This window comes from Sideroxydans sp. CL21 (assembly GCF_902459525.1).
Lineage (GTDB): Bacteria > Pseudomonadota > Gammaproteobacteria > Burkholderiales > Gallionellaceae > Sideroxyarcus.
On record NZ_LR699166.1, the window covers coordinates 1,768,261 to 1,782,493 of the forward strand.

The 14,233-nt window shown below is 53.0% G+C and carries 18 protein-coding genes; 11 read left to right on the forward strand and 7 right to left on the reverse strand.

Features of this window, described 5'->3' with window-relative positions; all coding sequences use genetic code 11:
* Positions 1-67 precede the first annotated feature (67 nt).
* The 5 genes from QOY30_RS08210 to QOY30_RS08230 all read left to right on the forward strand — a co-directional run bounded on the left by QOY30_RS08210 (position 68) and on the right by QOY30_RS08230 (position 5,444).
* The gene (locus tag QOY30_RS08210; RefSeq protein WP_283744139.1) at positions 68-1,117 is read left to right on the forward strand and encodes a YeeE/YedE thiosulfate transporter family protein; all 1,050 of its coding nucleotides are present in this window, start codon (positions 68-70) and stop codon (positions 1,115-1,117) included.
* A gap of 216 nt (positions 1,118-1,333) precedes the next feature.
* Complete coding sequence (locus tag QOY30_RS08215) at positions 1,334-3,031, forward strand: SulP family inorganic anion transporter (RefSeq protein WP_283744140.1); 1,698 nt, start codon at positions 1,334-1,336, stop codon at positions 3,029-3,031.
* A 327-nt stretch (positions 3,032-3,358) separates the two neighbouring features.
* Entirely contained in the window at positions 3,359-3,586 is a 228-nt protein-coding gene (locus tag QOY30_RS08220; RefSeq protein ID WP_283744141.1) for a sulfurtransferase TusA family protein, read from the forward strand.
* Between the two features lie 37 nt (positions 3,587-3,623).
* Positions 3,624-4,094: a sulfur carrier protein DsrE2 gene (gene dsrE2 / locus QOY30_RS08225; protein WP_283744142.1), complete on the forward strand. Its 471-nt coding sequence runs from the start codon at positions 3,624-3,626 to the stop codon at positions 4,092-4,094.
* A gap of 87 nt (positions 4,095-4,181) precedes the next feature.
* A complete protein-coding gene (locus QOY30_RS08230; RefSeq protein WP_283744143.1) occupies positions 4,182-5,444 on the forward strand; it encodes an OmpP1/FadL family transporter in 1,263 nt (420 codons plus the stop codon).
* Positions 5,445-5,554: 110 nt separating this feature from the next.
* Here the strand turns inward: QOY30_RS08230 and QOY30_RS08235 are convergent, their stop codons facing one another.
* From QOY30_RS08235 to QOY30_RS08265, 7 genes are all read right to left on the reverse strand, one after another.
* Positions 5,555-6,742 carry a methyl-accepting chemotaxis protein gene (locus QOY30_RS08235; RefSeq protein WP_283744144.1) on the reverse strand — a complete coding sequence of 396 codons (1,188 nt, stop codon included), beginning with the start codon at positions 6,740-6,742 and terminating at the stop codon, positions 5,555-5,557.
* Between the two features lie 93 nt (positions 6,743-6,835).
* Entirely contained in the window at positions 6,836-7,708 is an 873-nt protein-coding gene (locus QOY30_RS08240) for a TauD/TfdA family dioxygenase (protein WP_283744145.1), read from the reverse strand.
* Complete coding sequence (locus QOY30_RS08245; RefSeq protein WP_283744146.1) at positions 7,709-8,305, reverse strand: hypothetical protein; 597 nt, start codon at positions 8,303-8,305, stop codon at positions 7,709-7,711.
* 3 nt (positions 8,306-8,308) lie between these two features.
* Positions 8,309-8,794 carry a sulfurtransferase TusA family protein gene (locus QOY30_RS08250; RefSeq protein WP_283744147.1) on the reverse strand — a complete coding sequence of 162 codons (486 nt, stop codon included), beginning with the start codon at positions 8,792-8,794 and terminating at the stop codon, positions 8,309-8,311.
* 134 nt (positions 8,795-8,928) lie between these two features.
* Positions 8,929-9,258: a TusE/DsrC/DsvC family sulfur relay protein gene (locus QOY30_RS08255; protein ID WP_283744148.1), complete on the reverse strand. Its 330-nt coding sequence runs from the start codon at positions 9,256-9,258 to the stop codon at positions 8,929-8,931.
* 29 nt (positions 9,259-9,287) lie between these two features.
* Entirely contained in the window at positions 9,288-9,890 is a 603-nt protein-coding gene (cas6, locus tag QOY30_RS08260) for a type I-MYXAN CRISPR-associated protein Cas6/Cmx6 (RefSeq protein ID WP_283744149.1), read from the reverse strand.
* Positions 9,887-10,105 (reverse strand): DUF6967 family protein, encoded by a 219-nt coding sequence (locus QOY30_RS08265; RefSeq protein ID WP_283744150.1) that lies wholly within the window; start codon positions 10,103-10,105, stop codon positions 9,887-9,889. The genes cas6 and QOY30_RS08265 overlap by 4 nt, the downstream gene beginning before the upstream one ends.
* A gap of 302 nt (positions 10,106-10,407) precedes the next feature.
* Here QOY30_RS08265 and dsrA point away from each other — a divergent pair, with 302 nt between their 5' ends.
* From dsrA to QOY30_RS08295, 6 genes are read left to right on the forward strand one after another with little or no spacing between them, the layout of a single operon-like run.
* Positions 10,408-11,703 carry a dissimilatory-type sulfite reductase subunit alpha gene (gene dsrA, locus QOY30_RS08270; protein WP_283744151.1) on the forward strand — a complete coding sequence of 432 codons (1,296 nt, stop codon included), beginning with the start codon at positions 10,408-10,410 and terminating at the stop codon, positions 11,701-11,703.
* An 11-nt stretch (positions 11,704-11,714) separates the two neighbouring features.
* The gene (dsrB, locus tag QOY30_RS08275) at positions 11,715-12,800 is read left to right on the forward strand and encodes a dissimilatory-type sulfite reductase subunit beta (RefSeq protein WP_283744152.1); all 1,086 of its coding nucleotides are present in this window, start codon (positions 11,715-11,717) and stop codon (positions 12,798-12,800) included.
* Positions 12,801-12,814: 14 nt separating this feature from the next.
* On the forward strand, positions 12,815-13,174 hold the full coding sequence (tusD, locus tag QOY30_RS08280; protein WP_283744153.1) for a sulfurtransferase complex subunit TusD: 360 nt from the start codon (positions 12,815-12,817) through the stop codon (positions 13,172-13,174).
* A gap of 11 nt (positions 13,175-13,185) precedes the next feature.
* On the forward strand, positions 13,186-13,551 hold the full coding sequence (gene tusC, locus QOY30_RS08285) for a sulfurtransferase complex subunit TusC (RefSeq protein WP_283744154.1): 366 nt from the start codon (positions 13,186-13,188) through the stop codon (positions 13,549-13,551).
* Positions 13,552-13,560: 9 nt separating this feature from the next.
* Complete coding sequence (gene tusB, locus QOY30_RS08290; RefSeq protein ID WP_283744155.1) at positions 13,561-13,857, forward strand: sulfurtransferase complex subunit TusB; 297 nt, start codon at positions 13,561-13,563, stop codon at positions 13,855-13,857.
* 33 nt (positions 13,858-13,890) lie between these two features.
* The gene (locus QOY30_RS08295; RefSeq protein ID WP_283744156.1) at positions 13,891-14,226 is read left to right on the forward strand and encodes a TusE/DsrC/DsvC family sulfur relay protein; all 336 of its coding nucleotides are present in this window, start codon (positions 13,891-13,893) and stop codon (positions 14,224-14,226) included.
* Positions 14,227-14,233 lie beyond the last annotated feature (7 nt).

The following is a 14,233-nucleotide window of genomic DNA, read 5'->3' on the forward strand; positions in this document are numbered from 1 at the left end:
CGGGTAGGCGATCGTTTGCCTAGCGCTACCGGGATGATGTGCTTTTTTAAACAAGATGAGGAAGAGTATGGAAATCATCATTTTGGGATTTATATTTGGAGCGATTCTGCAATACGCCCGCTTGAACCGGTTTGACACCATAGCCGGCATGGCAGTCCTGCAAAATTTCACGATCGCCAAAACGATGGCGTTTACCATCGGCTTGGGGGCACTTTTACTGCAAGCGGAGATCTATTTCGGGTGGGCGGACTACCATGTCAAACCCCTGATTCTGACCGGTGTGCTGATGGGGGGATTGCTGTTTGGAGTGGGCATGGCTATTCTCGGCTACTGTCCCGGCACCGTCGTCATCTCTCTGGGACAAGGAAATCTGGATGCGCTTCCCGGTATCGTCGGCGGTGTGTGCGGTTCGCTCATGTTTGCCATAGCCTATCCCTACTTAACGCCACTTCTCGGTACGAGTCTGGGCTCGTTATCTGTCCGTAGCATGCTGCCGGACAATACCCTGTTTTGGATTGCAGTCAGTGCATTGGCGATTCTATTCATGGGGATCGCGTTGTTATTGCATCGACTGCAAAACCAGGGGTGGCGTTGGCTGTATGCCGCGATTGGTCTGGCGTTGCTCAACGTGCTGCTGACCTCGCCTTCTGTTGCAGGTCATCCGATGGGCGCATCGGCTGCCTTTGCTTATGCGGGCATGTCGCTGACCGGTCTTGGCGATGCGGCCTATTGGAAGAAAATTGCAGAGCCGGGTGCATGGGAGTTGTGGTTTCTGACCGGCGCCTTTTTGGCCGGACTCGTGTTTGCTTTGCACCAGCGGACTTTTCGCATTACCAGCGTGCCTGCGTTATGGGTACGATACTACGGTGCCAATCCGGGCAAACGGTTTTTCTGGGCTTTTATCGGCGGGTTCTTGCTTCTCTTCGGCGCGCGCATGGCCGGTGGTTGCACGTCCGGACATGTGATTTCCGGAGGGATGCAGCTAGCCATCAGCAGCCTGTTGTTTGCGGTCGTCGTGTTTGCGGCATTCCTGGCGACCGGTCGTTATTTTTATCGTGCGGGGGGAGTTTTTGCCGGTCTATCCCCGTCGCGCTCTCTTGCGACTAATGAGTTGTAGGCCCGTTGAGTACGGCTGATTAAAACGCAGTTCACCGCGTCAACACGAAGTCAGGTCGTACATCTGATGACGAACACATGCTCAGTGGGGCCGAGTATAGTGCGGACATGGAGCACCATCGGAAAGACAGCTGTCGCGTGATGGCTGTCTCCCGAAACGAACGAGTTGCAGCAGGGATTCCTGCTCAAACCATAGGCTGAAGACGGAAATGTGACAATGAACCTGCAGCTTTTTTGGCGAAATTTTTCACAGCGGTTTGACTTGCGGGCCGGCACCCTTAAGTCCGATCTGATTGCGGGTATCACGGTCTCCCTGGTTGCAATCCCCCAGTCTTTAGCCTATGCACAGCTTGCGGGAGTCCCGGCTTATTACGGACTGTATGCAGCATTGATCCCGACAGTGATTGGGGCCTTGTTTGGCTCCTCCAATCAGTTGTCTACAGGCCCCGTTGCAATGACATCCCTGTTGACAGCAGCCAGTATTGCACCACTGGCTGCTCATGGCAGCGCTCTGTTTTACTCGTATGCAATTTTATTGGCATTGATTTCCGGTTTGTTTCAAATCGCGTTCGGCCTGTTTCGGGTAGGCGTCCTGCTCAACTTCTTATCCAACCCGGTGCTGATGGGGTTTATCAACGCCGCTGCGATCATTATCGGACTCTCGCAATTACCGACTTTGCTGGGCATCCCGGCTGCGCAGTCGGAACACTTTTTACTCGACATTAGCCGAGTGCTACTGCATATAGATACCGCACATGCACTTTCGCTCGGGTTTGGCATATCCGCCATCCTCATGCTGCTGGGATTCAAGAAATTTGCGCCCAAGCTGCCCGGCGTATTGATCACGGTAGCTTCCCTGACATGGGTCAGCTATGTAATTGATTATGCCAATTTAGGGGGCAGGGTGGTCGGGCTTGTACCACAAGGCCTGCCGACCCTGAGCCTTCCGCCGTTGGATTGGCACGCGACAGTCGCGCTCTTGCCCGCCAGTTTTGTGATTGCCCTGATCAGTTTCATGGAAGCCATGTCGAGCTGCAAGGTGATCGCCATCAAAACCCGCCAACCCTGGGATGAAAACAAGGAACTGATCGGGCAGGGGTTGGCCAAAGTGGCGGCTGCATTTTGCCAGTCGATGCCGGTGAGCGGATCATTTTCCCGGTCGGCGTTGAACCTGGCATCCGACGCCAGGACACCATTATCATCCATCATCTCCGCGGTTTTCGTACTGCTCACATTACTCTTCTTTACGTCTTTGCTTTTTCATCTGCCCAAGCCGGTTCTTGCCGCCATCATCATGATGGCAGTCATCAATCTCATCAACTTCCAGTCCATCAGGAACGCATGGCGGGCAAGCCGGGATGACGGTATTGCAGCGATCATAACCTTTATAGCCACCCTGGCTTTTGCACCGAATATACAAAACGGCATACTCACCGGCATCATCCTGTCTCTCTCGCTGCTGCTCTATCGCATGATGCGACCAAGGATAGCCGTGCTGGGTTTGCACAGCGACACCACCCTGCGCGATGCCGTACGCCACAACCTGCCTCCTTTGCACCCGAAGCTGGGAGCCATTCGGTTTGACGGCGCGTTGCGCTTCGTGAATGTCTCGTACTTTGAAGATGCCCTGCTGAAACTGGAACGGGAGAACCCGGAGATGGAATGTATTCTGGTTCAATCAAACGGCATCAACGAGATCGATGCATCCGGCATCGAGATGCTGCGCAACCTGCTCGATCGTTTCCAGAAAAGCGGGATCAAGCTGACGTTCAGCGGGCTAAAAAAGCAAGTCTCCGACGTGATGGATAGAACCGGTCTGACCGGAAAAATCGGGGAGGAAAATATTTTTGCTACCGACAGGATGGCGATCGATGCAATCTGTCTGCACCTGGACAAGCAGGCTGTAACCGTTTGATACCACACATCTCATTTTGAGCGGTGTGCATATAGCTGTATTGCCTGATACAACAGAGCGCGGCTCTTTGAGATGATCGGAAAGAAACTGGGTGGGTAGCGCGATATTTGCGATCCAGAGAATTGCTTGAGACAGTAGTATGGTTTATGTCGTTGGCGATACCTTATATAAGCAGATGCTTAAAGATAACCCTAAAGAGCTATCGCAGTTTACCCTTGGTGGCTATGGACGTTGTAGGGTTGCTTATCCCTATAATGCGACTCAAGTTACGTGCGGCGACGCATTTTTTTAGACGGTAGTTTTAATTCACTCGTGGGAGAAGAAATAATGAATTTTGATAAAGAACTGAACGCGCGCGGTATGTCTTGCCCCTTGCCTATCGTGAAGACCAAGAAGGCGCTTGCCGACATGACTTCCAATCAGGTCCTGAAGGTCATCTCGACTGATTGCGGTTCGGTAAAAGATATGGCCGCATTTGCCGAGCAGACCGGCAATCCATTATTGAGCCAGGAAGAGGTCAATGGCGAATACGTGTTTTACATGAAAAAGAAGTAATCGAATCACCCGCAACCAAACATATTAAGGGGCAAGAATGGCTACCAAAAAAATGGCGATCATCGCCACCAAAGGCACACTGGACATGGCGTATCCGCCGTTCATTCTGGCTTCAACAGCCGCTGCATTGGGTTATGACGTGCAGATATTCTTTACCTTCTACGGACTGCAATTGCTGCGCAAGGATCTGTCGACTGTGATGATCAGCCCGCTAGCCAATCCGGCGATGCCGATGCCGATACCGATGCCGGTGATGGTGCAGATGCTGCCCGGCATGGAATCCATGGCGACCATGATGATGAAGCAGAAGCTCAAGAAGCACGGCGTCGCATCGCTGCAGGAATTGCGTGACCTATGCCTGGAAGCGGATGTGAAGTTCGTTGCGTGCCAGATGACCGTCGACTTGTTTGAGTTCGACAAGAGCGAGTTCATCGAACAATGCGAATACGGTGGTGCGGCGACGTTCATGGGTTTCGCCGGAGACACGGATATCTGTTTGTTCATATAAGACGAGGTTTGTTGTATCAGGGTGTTGTTTCAGGGTGTTGTAACTTGAGATGCCATAGGGGCATTTTCACTATCAGGGGAGAGAAGCATGAGAATCAAAAAGATCGTAGCTTCATTGTTTTCATTGGGTATGGCGGCATCGCCGTTAGCGAATGCCACCAATGGTTATTTTCCAATCGGCTATGGCTCGCAAAACGAGGGTATGGGCGGAGCAAGTATTGCGCTGCCTATGGATTCACTTGCGGCTGCGAATAATCCAGCCGGTATGGTGATGGTTGGGGATCGTGTTGATGTCGGACTGATCTTTTTCAAGCCAACTCGCAACGCAGAAATAAGTGGTGCTCAGAATCCTCAATTTACCAACGGGAATTTTGACGGAAATGGCAGGAGCTTGTTCTATATTCCTTCGTTCGGCTATAACAAATTGATCAACGCGGACACTTCGGTAGGCGTGTCTGTATTTGGTAACGGTGGCATGAATACCCAGTACGATACGAATTTCCTGGGTGGTACAGGTCCGTTAGGTATCAACCTGGAACAACTCTTCATCGCGCCAACTTGGTCACAGAAGATCAATGCAAATAACTCAATCGGTGTTTCCTTGAACCTGGCCTATCAGATGTTCAGCGCAACCGGATTGCAGGCTTTCGATAATGCATTCTTTTCCAGCAATCCTGGTTTTGTAACCAATAAAGGTACGGATACATCGACGGGTTATGGATTAAGGATCGGCTGGACTGGAGAAGTTAGCCCCATGGTAACCTTGGGTGCGACCTACCAGACCAAGACCAAGATGAGCAAATTCAGCAATTACAAAGGCCTGTTTGCTGATCAAGGAAGTTTCGACATACCGTCCAACTATGGTCTTGGTGCTGCAGTCAAAGCTACCCAACAGACCACGGTAGCGTTCGATGTCGAGCGTATCAATTACAGTGGAGTGGGTTCCGTAGGTAACTCGTTTACGGCTTTGCCTACTACAGCGGGTGGAACCGGCCTTCCACTTGGTGCGACCGGTGGTCCTGGCTTCGGCTGGCAAGACATGACGGTAGTCAAACTAGGGGTTAGTTATGCTTATGACTCGACGCTAACGTTGCGTGCCGGTTATAACCATAACAACCAGCAAATACCGGGCAGCCAGACTTTATTGAACGTGTTGGCTCCAGGCGTTGTTCAAAACCACCTGTCACTAGGCAGCACATGGAAACTCGCAAACAAGCAAGAAGTGACGTTTGCCTACATCCATGCCTTCAATCAGACCGTCAGTGGAGCCATTATCCCAGGATTGGGCGGCGGCAACGCGAACATCAGCATGCACGAAGATTCGCTCAGCCTGTCTTTCGGTTGGTACTAGTCTGATTTGAATTAAAAAGCCCGCCTTTACGGCGGGCTTTTTAATGAGCAGGATTTGCTTTTGTCCAATCGGATGGAGACGAAGTTTTCCTTATACTAAAGCACAAAAACTCACACGACAAATTTCTTGGTGGTGGCATTAAGCGCCTGCGCCGCCTCAATCATGCGGTCTGCTTCTTTTATACAAAATTTGGTGAGATCGGCAACACTCTCCGTTCTGGATTCACTTTCCGACATGCGTGAGAGAACGATGCCCACCAGCATTTGCTGATCGTCGGCGGCTTCACGCACAGCTTCTACCGAGTGCTTCATGTCTACTGTCGATTTTTCGATTTGAACGAATATTTCAGAAGATGATTTGGCTGCCTGAAGTCCATCCTGAACTGCGATGGCGTTCTCTTCCGAAATGCTGACTGTGGAAGCGACGTCGGCACTGACTCGTTTCAGAACGGCATCGATGCGTGTAGTGGCCTGCGCAGCCTGCTCTGACAGCTTTCTAACCTCGTCCGCCACGACGGCGAACCCGCGGCCTTGTTCGCCCGCACGCGCGGCCTCAATGGCGGCGTTGAGGGCGAGCAGATTGGTTTGTTCGGCAATGGCACGTATGGCAGACACCGCTGTCTCGACCTCTTTGGCGCTGATCGCAAGACTGCTCGCATTGGCCGATATCTTGCGACTGGCTTCATCCAGTACCGAGATGGCTTTTTCAGTATTGGCTACTTGCGATACGCCGTTGCGCACCAGATTGTCGGCGGAAGATGCGCTGTTTCGTGCGGCATCCGACAAAGTGAGGATGGTGTTGGCAGCATCAGCCATTCCGTTGATGACTTTGATTATTTCCTGCGCATCCTGGCGATATTTCTCCATGTCGCCACCCAGTGTTTGCATGGATGTGCCAATTTCGCGCGCAGTCGTATCCACAGAGCCGGCAGACTGTGCCACTTCGGTCATGGTCACGCGCAGACTGGTCGCCATTGCGTCAAAACCTTCAGTGATCTCACCGACTGTATCCGCGCTGCGCAAGCCGCATCCTTCGCGCAAATCGCCTTGGCGGATACGCTCAGATGCGACGGCGACAAGACGCAATTTGCGAACGAGCAGCCATTCGAGCAGTTTATGGTTGGAAATGCCGATGGTGATGCCGGCGACAATACAACCCACGCAGAACCAGACCAGCATGCCTTCCTTCCAATTAACGAAGAAGTTGGCATACAGTGGAAATACCAAACCCATGGTCAGGCCGAAGCCTAAAAATGAGTATTTGAGTTGCCTGAGAATTGAAGGTGAATTGCTAGCCACGATTATCCTTTACAGTGGAATTTCTTCAATCGGATTGAAAGCAAGCTTGTCTGTAAGGGTATCGACTTGGATCGTGAAAGCTTTAGCGGATTCTCAAGTGTTCATCCTGTCCAGATAACGTGCGCGATACAGTAAACGCGGCGGCTGGCCAGGGGCGTCGATAAAGGCACTGCGATCATGCAACACATTGTTGCATAGCAGTCCCATGCCGGGATCGAGGTGAGCCTTGAAGATGTGCGGCGTATCGGACGCAAGCAGGCGTTCCAATGCGGCGACCGCTGCAAGTGTTGCGGCATCGTGTTTCCATTCGATGCTGCGGGTGCGTGCGGTGTAGCGCATGTGGAGATCTCCGGCAGTATCCAGAGAGAACACCGGGCCGCTCTGCGCGGTACGCACCCCGTCCGCTTCATCCACACGGTCCGGAATGGTCATCGCATCGGCTTGCATCAACGCCTGAATGTGCTGGGGGTTTTCGTCACGCAACAGCAGGTAGGCCATTTCGTGGTCCATCAGCTGGTTCTCGCCGCCGCTGCTGGCATTGCGCACGCAATGCAGCACCATGCCGCGGATAGTGCGTTCCGGCGGGTTGTAATAGCCATCGGTGTGCCACTTGATCGGCCTGTCGGTGTAAGGAATGTAGTTCTGTCGCGTACCGTTGTCGAATACGCGGATTTCGGAGATACCGTCTTCACCCGCCAGCCAGTTGGCATCCAGGTGTTCCAGACCGAATTGGGCGCCCAGCAAGCGCGGGATTTCGGTGTCGGCATCGTGGAAGGGGCTGGCGTAGATCGCCATGTTGCTGCGGCGAACACACTCGGCCAGCGCATTGTGTTCGATTGGCGTCAGCGCGCGCGGATCATGCACTTCGACGATGAGTTCGTTCACTGATTTTGGCGCGGAAGCGAGTTTTTGTTCGCGCCAGCGCAGGTAACTTTCGGTATCGCCCAGATCAAAAGGATTTTTCATTCAGTCCCCGCTGGTCGAGGCGCGACGGCGCGATTTTTTCGGTTCGGCTTCATACAGGCCGCGCAGGGTCTTTTCGACCATCTGTATTGCCTCCGGTGCTTCGAAGCTGATGATCTGATCGATGATCCAGCCGCTGTCTTTATCGGTCATGATTTCGCCGATGCAATAGGCGAGATAACGATAGAAAGTATAGGCTGGGCCGTTCTCGTCGTAGCCGAATTCGGCGTACTCGCCGGCGCGCTGGTTGAGCAAATCGATGAAGCGCCGCTTGCACTCCTTGATGTCTTCGACGAGCAGACGGCTGCGGTTCTCGGCATAGGTTTCTGCCACGCGGTTCGCTAGGTTGCTGGTAAAAATGAACCTGTCCGCCTCCGAAAGTTTGCCATAGGCAATCCGGTCGGCGGAAATGATGAGGAAGAGCGAAAACTCGGCGAGAAACTCGAAATATTGGGGACCGACCTCAATCTCGAATTTCGCATTGCGCGTGTTTTTCAGGGCATTGTCCGCAATGCGAGAAACGACAAATGCCAAGGCATCCGAAATCTCTTGCGGAGTACGTTCGCGGCCATCCTTGAACCAGCTGCTTTTGATGCGCAAGGTTCAGCCTTTACGAATGTAGAACTCGTGCACGCCGGCCGCCGCTTCAGCGGTTTCCAACACAGTCATGCCGGTGGCTGAAGCCCAGCCGCCGATGTCGGACTGCACGCCAGGGCAATCGCTGACCAGTTTCAACACTTCGCCTGTCTGCATTCCGTTCAGGAGCTTCTTGGCCTCGACGATGGGGCCGGGACAGACTGCGCCGCGTATGTCCAGCGTGACGTTGGCATTGTGTGCATGTCCTTCGCCTTTCTGGATGTGATAGCCGGTTCCACCATCGGGCATCTTCTCGGCTTTCAGTATCTGGTTGCCGGTCAGCTTCGCCCAGGCGAACAGGTCATCCTGTGTTCCAGGACAATCCGATATCAGCAGCAACACCTGTCCCGCGGCAAGCTCATCGACCATGCGTTTCGCCCCGATGAGCGGTCTGGGGCACGAAAGCCCCTTCATGTCGAGCACTACGTTGACCATATCCATTCCCATCTTCATCTCCTTATCACCAGCGACTTGCCTGGTGTCGATTTACTGCTTTTGCTGGTGCCAATTTGGTTCATGGCTTTCTGTTTAGCCAATCGCCTGTGCATGGGGGGGCAGCCATGGCGCACCCATGCCGATGCGTTGTTTCAGTATCCGCCTTTGCCCAGAGGTTGCGGCAATCCGGCGACTTTTGCGGCCTGTTTGGCTGGCCCCATCGGAAACAGATCGTACAAAGCCTTGCTGTCGGCTTCCGGCCAAAATTCGTTGATGTCCTTCAGCATGTTGCGGAAGTTGGGGGTGTGGCCATGTTCGCGGTACTGTTCGCGCATGTAGTTGATGACTTCCCAGTGTTTGGGTGTCAGTTCGATCCCTTCGGCGGCCGCGATCACGCTTACCGCTTCCTCGCTAAAGTCAGGTTCCAACAGAAAACCGTCATCATTTGTTTCCAATTCGTTTCCAGCAACTGTGTATCCCATTTTTGTTTTCCCTTTCTCTCAATAAAACGTCACTCCAGACCGGAGATGACCTTGTACGGCACAAAAATACCGCAGCCAAACTGCCGTTCCTCACCCAATCCGGAATACTGTATACGTAACGAATCTTCCGGACTGAGGTCATGCAAAACCAGACTGTATCCATTGATTGCGCGCTCGCCATTTGTCAGGGTGAGGCGTTGGCCGCAGATCAATTTAGCTTCAACCCCCATCTCTGCAAGAGCCGATTCCACTTCTTTCATGAATTCGATTTCATCATCGGCGCCAGTTACCAAATGCGCATGCAGGGTGGGGTAGTGCGATATCGGTTTTTTTTTGCATGAGCCAAGCTGTATCAAACTGTCTGCCACACGCATTTGTTTCTGCGCCAGCTCGGAAACGATATCGGCAAGCGCATGCGGCAAGCGCAACACCAGCTTGGCGCGTTTCGGGAGCAACATTCCTTCCTTGCTGGTGGCCATGCGCAAGGGGATGACGCCAACATTTTCATCTTCCCCGAGTTGTGGGGCGAGCCGAACAAGTTCGTCCCATAATGCATAGGGATACGCGGAGGGTAAAGTTCCGCCGCTTATGTCGAAAACCACATCGATCATTTCAGTGTGCGGGGCTGTCACTTGCCATTACCTTGTGAGTTGGCCCATTGCAGCATGGTCGCCGCCCATTGTCCTGCCGTTGCCGGATCGATGTCGAAAATGGTGAAACGTTTGCCCTCACGGATGCGAACTCGTAGCATGCTCATCCCATCCTCTGTATGGTCTATCTGTTGCAATTCGATCTGTTGCCCCCCCAAAGGGACATGGATCTTGTTCAATTCGGTGATTTTCGCCATGTTTTTCCTTAAATAACGTCTGATAGGCAGGCAATGGAACAGGGGACCCAGTATATGCGCTAAGTCTAGCGCCAATGTCATCCTGATTGGAATACTACTGGGGAAGCGAAAAGTACCCCCCTTAAGGGTTACTTTGGATAGTCGCTAAGGGTAATAGTTAGGCTTGATGTTGCGCCGTACCATGCGGAACCATTAAGAAACCGGGTCGGTGGTTATGATTCAGTACCAGAGCCCGTACGACATTTAGGAATTCCAGGCCCCGCCGGGCAATGTAGCTCAACGCGACTTGAAAGGAAAATATCATGGCAAAAAAAATGTATGACACTCCAAATCTGGATGAACTGGAAAAAGGTAAATGGCCGAGTTTTGTGACCGGCCTGAAACGGCTCGCCAAAGACAAAGACCTCATGGTCGATCTGCTCGGGCAACTTGAGACATCGTACAAGACTCGCAAGGGATACTGGAAGGGCGGTACGGTCGGCGTGTTCGGTTATGGCGGCGGTGTTATTCCGCGCTTTACCGAACTCAAGGATGAGAACGGCCAGGCCGTTTACAAGGATGCTGCGGAATTTCATACCCTGCGCGTTATGCCACCTCCCGGCATGCACTACGATACCGATACACTGCGTAAATTCTGTGATATCTGGGAAAAGCACGGCTCGGGCCTGATCGCGTTCCACGGCCAGTCCGGCGACATCATGTTCCAGGGTTGCACTACCGAGAATGTGCAAAAGGCTTTTGACGAGATCAATGAGATGGGTTTTGACCTGGGCGGCGCTGGCCCTGCGGTACGTACCTCGATGTCTTGCGTAGGTGCGGCACGTTGCGAACAGTCTTGCTATGACGAGGCAAAAGCGCACCGTGCGGTCCTGAATACATTCCTGGACGATCTGCACCGTCCTTCGTTGCCATACAAATTCAAGTTCAAATTCTCCGGCTGCCCGAACGACTGCATGAATGCGATACAACGTTCAGACATGGCCGTGATTGGCACGTGGCGCGACAACATCCGTACCGATGAAGGATTGGCCAAGAAATGGTTCGCCAAGCACGGCATGGATGAGCTGGTGAATGACATTGTTGCGCGCTGCCCGACCAAAACATTTCAGGTCAAGGAACTCAAGAAAATCAAAACCGGCGAGCATATCACCAGTGTTGCAGTGAGCGATACGCACGGAATCGAGATCGACAATCAGGATTGCGTACGTTGCATGCACTGCATCAATGTGATGACCGGCGCATTGGCTCCCGGCAAGGACAAGGGCGCAAGCGTATTGGTTGGCGGCAAGAGTCACCTTAAGATCGGCGGGCTGATGGGAACAGTAGTCATTCCGTTCATGAAGCTGGAAACTGAAGAGGAAGTCGAGAAGCTGGTCGATTTCGGACAGCGCACCATTGATTTCTTTGCCGAGAACGCGTTGGAACACGAGCGTACCGGCGAGATGATCGAGCGTATCGGTTTGGCCAACTTCCTGGACGCGATGGAAGTGGAAGTCGATCCGGCAATGATCAACTCGCCACGCATGAACCCCTACGTCCGTACCGACGGTTGGGATGATGAAGTTGCAAAAATCAAAGCCAAAAAGCAAGCAGCCTGAGGAGATAGAAAATGAATGCACCCGCCCCTGTACAGATGCGCAAGCCTAAAGAGACTGGCGTACCGGACAACAAGAAATACCTGCACCCGTTGCTGGCAAAGAACTACGGCAACTGGAAATATCACGATCGTCCCCGTCCGGGCGTGCTGCACCACGTGTCACACTCAGGTGATGAGGTATGGACAGTACGTGCCGGTACGCAACGCCAGATGGATGTCTATACCATTCGCACGCTTTGTGATATCGCCGACAAGTTCGCCGAAGGTCGCGTGCGCTTCACCATTCGTTCCAACATCGAGTACATCGTGTCGGAAGAGAAGAAGGTTGCACCGCTGATCGCTGAACTGGAAAAGCATGGCTTCCCGGTTGGTGGCACCGGAAACTCGGTGACGATGATCGCACACACCCAGGGTTGGCTGCACTGCGACATTCCGGGTACGGATGCATCCGGTGTGGTGAAAGCGCTGATGGACGAACTGATCGAAGAGTTCAAGCAAGAAGAAATGCCGAATCGTGTGCATATGTCCACATCCTGCTGCGAGATCAATTGCGGCGGACAGGCCGACATCGCCATCATCGTGCAACACACCAAGCCGCCAGTCATTAATCATGACCTGGTTGCCAACGTGTGCGAACGCCCGGCCGTTGTGGCGCGTTGCCCGGTAGCCGCGATCCGTCCGGCAATGGTGAATGGCAAGCCTTCGCTGGAAATCGACGAGTCGAAATGCATGTGCTGCGGTGCTTGCTATCCTCCCTGCCCACCGATGCAGATCAACGACCCGGAGAATTCCAAGCTGGCGATCTGGGTAGGCGGCAAAAACTCCAACGCACGCGGCAAGCCGACTTTCATGAAGATGGTCGCATCCGGATATCCGAACAATGCTCCCCGCTGGCCCGAAGTCGGCGCAGCAGTAAAGAATATCCTTCGCGTTTACAAGGCGGATGCCCGTCCTTGGGAGCGTATGGCTGACTGGATCGATCGTATCGGCTGGCCGCGTTTCTTTGAAAAGACCGGATTGCCGTTCACCAAGTATCTGATCGACGATTGGCGCGGTTCACGTTCCAATCTGAACGCTTCGACGCATATTCGTTTCTAAGCGGGGAGTTCTTGATGAAATTCGGAATCGTCGTCAACGAGGGGCCATACCAGCATCAAGCCAGCGATTCGGCTTATCTGTTTGCCAAGGCTGCCATTGCCAAAGGGCACGAAGTATGGCGCGTGTTCTTCTACCACGATGGCGTCAACAACGCGTCGAAGTTGACTGAGCCACCGCAGGATGACCGGCATATCGTGAATCGCTGGGCAAAGCTGGCTGAAGAGCACAAGGTGGATCTGGTGGTTTGCGTTGCTGCGGCTTTGCGTCGCGGTATCAAGGAAGAAAACCTGGCCCAGGGTTTCCGTATCTCCGGGCTGGGACAACTGGTGGAAGCCGGAATCAAGTGTGACCGTCTGGTCACCTTCGGCGATTAAGGAGAGACGAAATGAGTGATGCTAAAAAATTCATGTTCGTCAATCGCAAAGCGCCTTACGGCACGATCTATGCGCTGGAGTCGCTGGAGGTGGTATTGATCACTGCGGCCTTTGACCAGGATGTATCGCTGGCGTTTCTGGATGACGGCGTGTACCAGTTGAAGAAAGGGCAGCAGACAAAGGGGATAGAAACCAAGAATTTCTCGCCCGCTTATCGTGCCCTGGAAGACTACGACATTGAGAAATTGTACGTGGAAAAGGAAGCCATGGAAGCGCGCGGCCTTACCGAGGAAGATTTTCTGGTACCCGTGACTTTGCTCAGCCGTGCCGAGATGGGCAAGCTGATGGATGAGCAAGACGTGGTCTTGAGTTTCTAGGGGGAATGCATGTTACATATCATCAATAAATCGCCCCTGACCAGTGTCTCGCTGGAAAGTTGTTTGAATACGGCGTCGGGCGGGGACATTCTGCTTATCGAAGATGGTGTCTATGCGGCGACGCGAGGCAGCGCTTTTGAGACAAAACTCCGGGCCGCGATGGGACGCTTCAAGGTACATGTCCTGATGCCGGATCTCGATGCGCGCGGTCTGGGTGACCGGCTCATCGAAGGTGTTTCACCAGTCGATTACGGCGGGTTCGTCGATCTGACCAGTAATAACAAAACCTGCCAATCTTGGCTTTAATCAGCAACATATAGCATATAGAAGGAGAAAAGCATGTCAACAATCGAAGTCGGCGGTAAAAGTTACGAAACTGATGAAGAGGGCTATCTGACCAATCTGGCCGATTGGAACACTGAGGTCGCGAATTACATCGCACAGACTGAGAATGTCACCATGACCGATCAGCACTGGGAAGTCGTCAACTTCCTGCGCGAGTATTTCGAGGAATACCAGATTGCTCCGGCAGTGCGTGTTCTGACCAAGGCTATCGGCAAGAAACTCGGTGCGGAAAAAGGCAACAGCGAATACCTGTATGGCCTGTTTCCTTACGGTCCAGGCAAGCAGGCATGCAAGATCGCCGGTCTGCCCAAGCCCACCGGTTGCGTTTGATTCAGGT

What these genes read in the sequence shown, in the direction of transcription:
- dsrE2 (WP_283744142.1), top strand. Translation starts at nt 3,624, where the DNA reads ATGGCTACCAAAAAAATGGCGATCATCGCCACCAAAGGCACACTGGAC.
- QOY30_RS08265 (WP_283744150.1), bottom strand. Translation starts at nt 10,105, where the DNA reads ATGGCGAAAATCACCGAATTGAACAAGATCCATGTCCCTTTGGGGGGG.
- QOY30_RS08295 (WP_283744156.1), top strand. Translation starts at nt 13,891, where the DNA reads ATGTCAACAATCGAAGTCGGCGGTAAAAGTTACGAAACTGATGAAGAG.
- dsrA (WP_283744151.1), top strand. Translation starts at nt 10,408, where the DNA reads ATGGCAAAAAAAATGTATGACACTCCAAATCTGGATGAACTGGAAAAA.
- tusD (WP_283744153.1), top strand. Translation starts at nt 12,815, where the DNA reads ATGAAATTCGGAATCGTCGTCAACGAGGGGCCATACCAGCATCAAGCC.
- dsrB (WP_283744152.1), top strand. Translation starts at nt 11,715, where the DNA reads ATGAATGCACCCGCCCCTGTACAGATGCGCAAGCCTAAAGAGACTGGC.
- QOY30_RS08220 (WP_283744141.1), top strand. Translation starts at nt 3,359, where the DNA reads ATGAATTTTGATAAAGAACTGAACGCGCGCGGTATGTCTTGCCCCTTG.
- tusB (WP_283744155.1), top strand. Translation starts at nt 13,561, where the DNA reads ATGTTACATATCATCAATAAATCGCCCCTGACCAGTGTCTCGCTGGAA.
- QOY30_RS08230 (WP_283744143.1), top strand. Translation starts at nt 4,182, where the DNA reads ATGAGAATCAAAAAGATCGTAGCTTCATTGTTTTCATTGGGTATGGCG.
- QOY30_RS08255 (WP_283744148.1), bottom strand. Translation starts at nt 9,258, where the DNA reads ATGGGATACACAGTTGCTGGAAACGAATTGGAAACAAATGATGACGGT.
- QOY30_RS08215 (WP_283744140.1), top strand. Translation starts at nt 1,334, where the DNA reads ATGAACCTGCAGCTTTTTTGGCGAAATTTTTCACAGCGGTTTGACTTG.
- tusC (WP_283744154.1), top strand. Translation starts at nt 13,186, where the DNA reads ATGAGTGATGCTAAAAAATTCATGTTCGTCAATCGCAAAGCGCCTTAC.
- QOY30_RS08250 (WP_283744147.1), bottom strand. Translation starts at nt 8,794, where the DNA reads ATGAAGATGGGAATGGATATGGTCAACGTAGTGCTCGACATGAAGGGG.
- QOY30_RS08210 (WP_283744139.1), top strand. Translation starts at nt 68, where the DNA reads ATGGAAATCATCATTTTGGGATTTATATTTGGAGCGATTCTGCAATAC.
- QOY30_RS08240 (WP_283744145.1), bottom strand. Translation starts at nt 7,708, where the DNA reads ATGAAAAATCCTTTTGATCTGGGCGATACCGAAAGTTACCTGCGCTGG.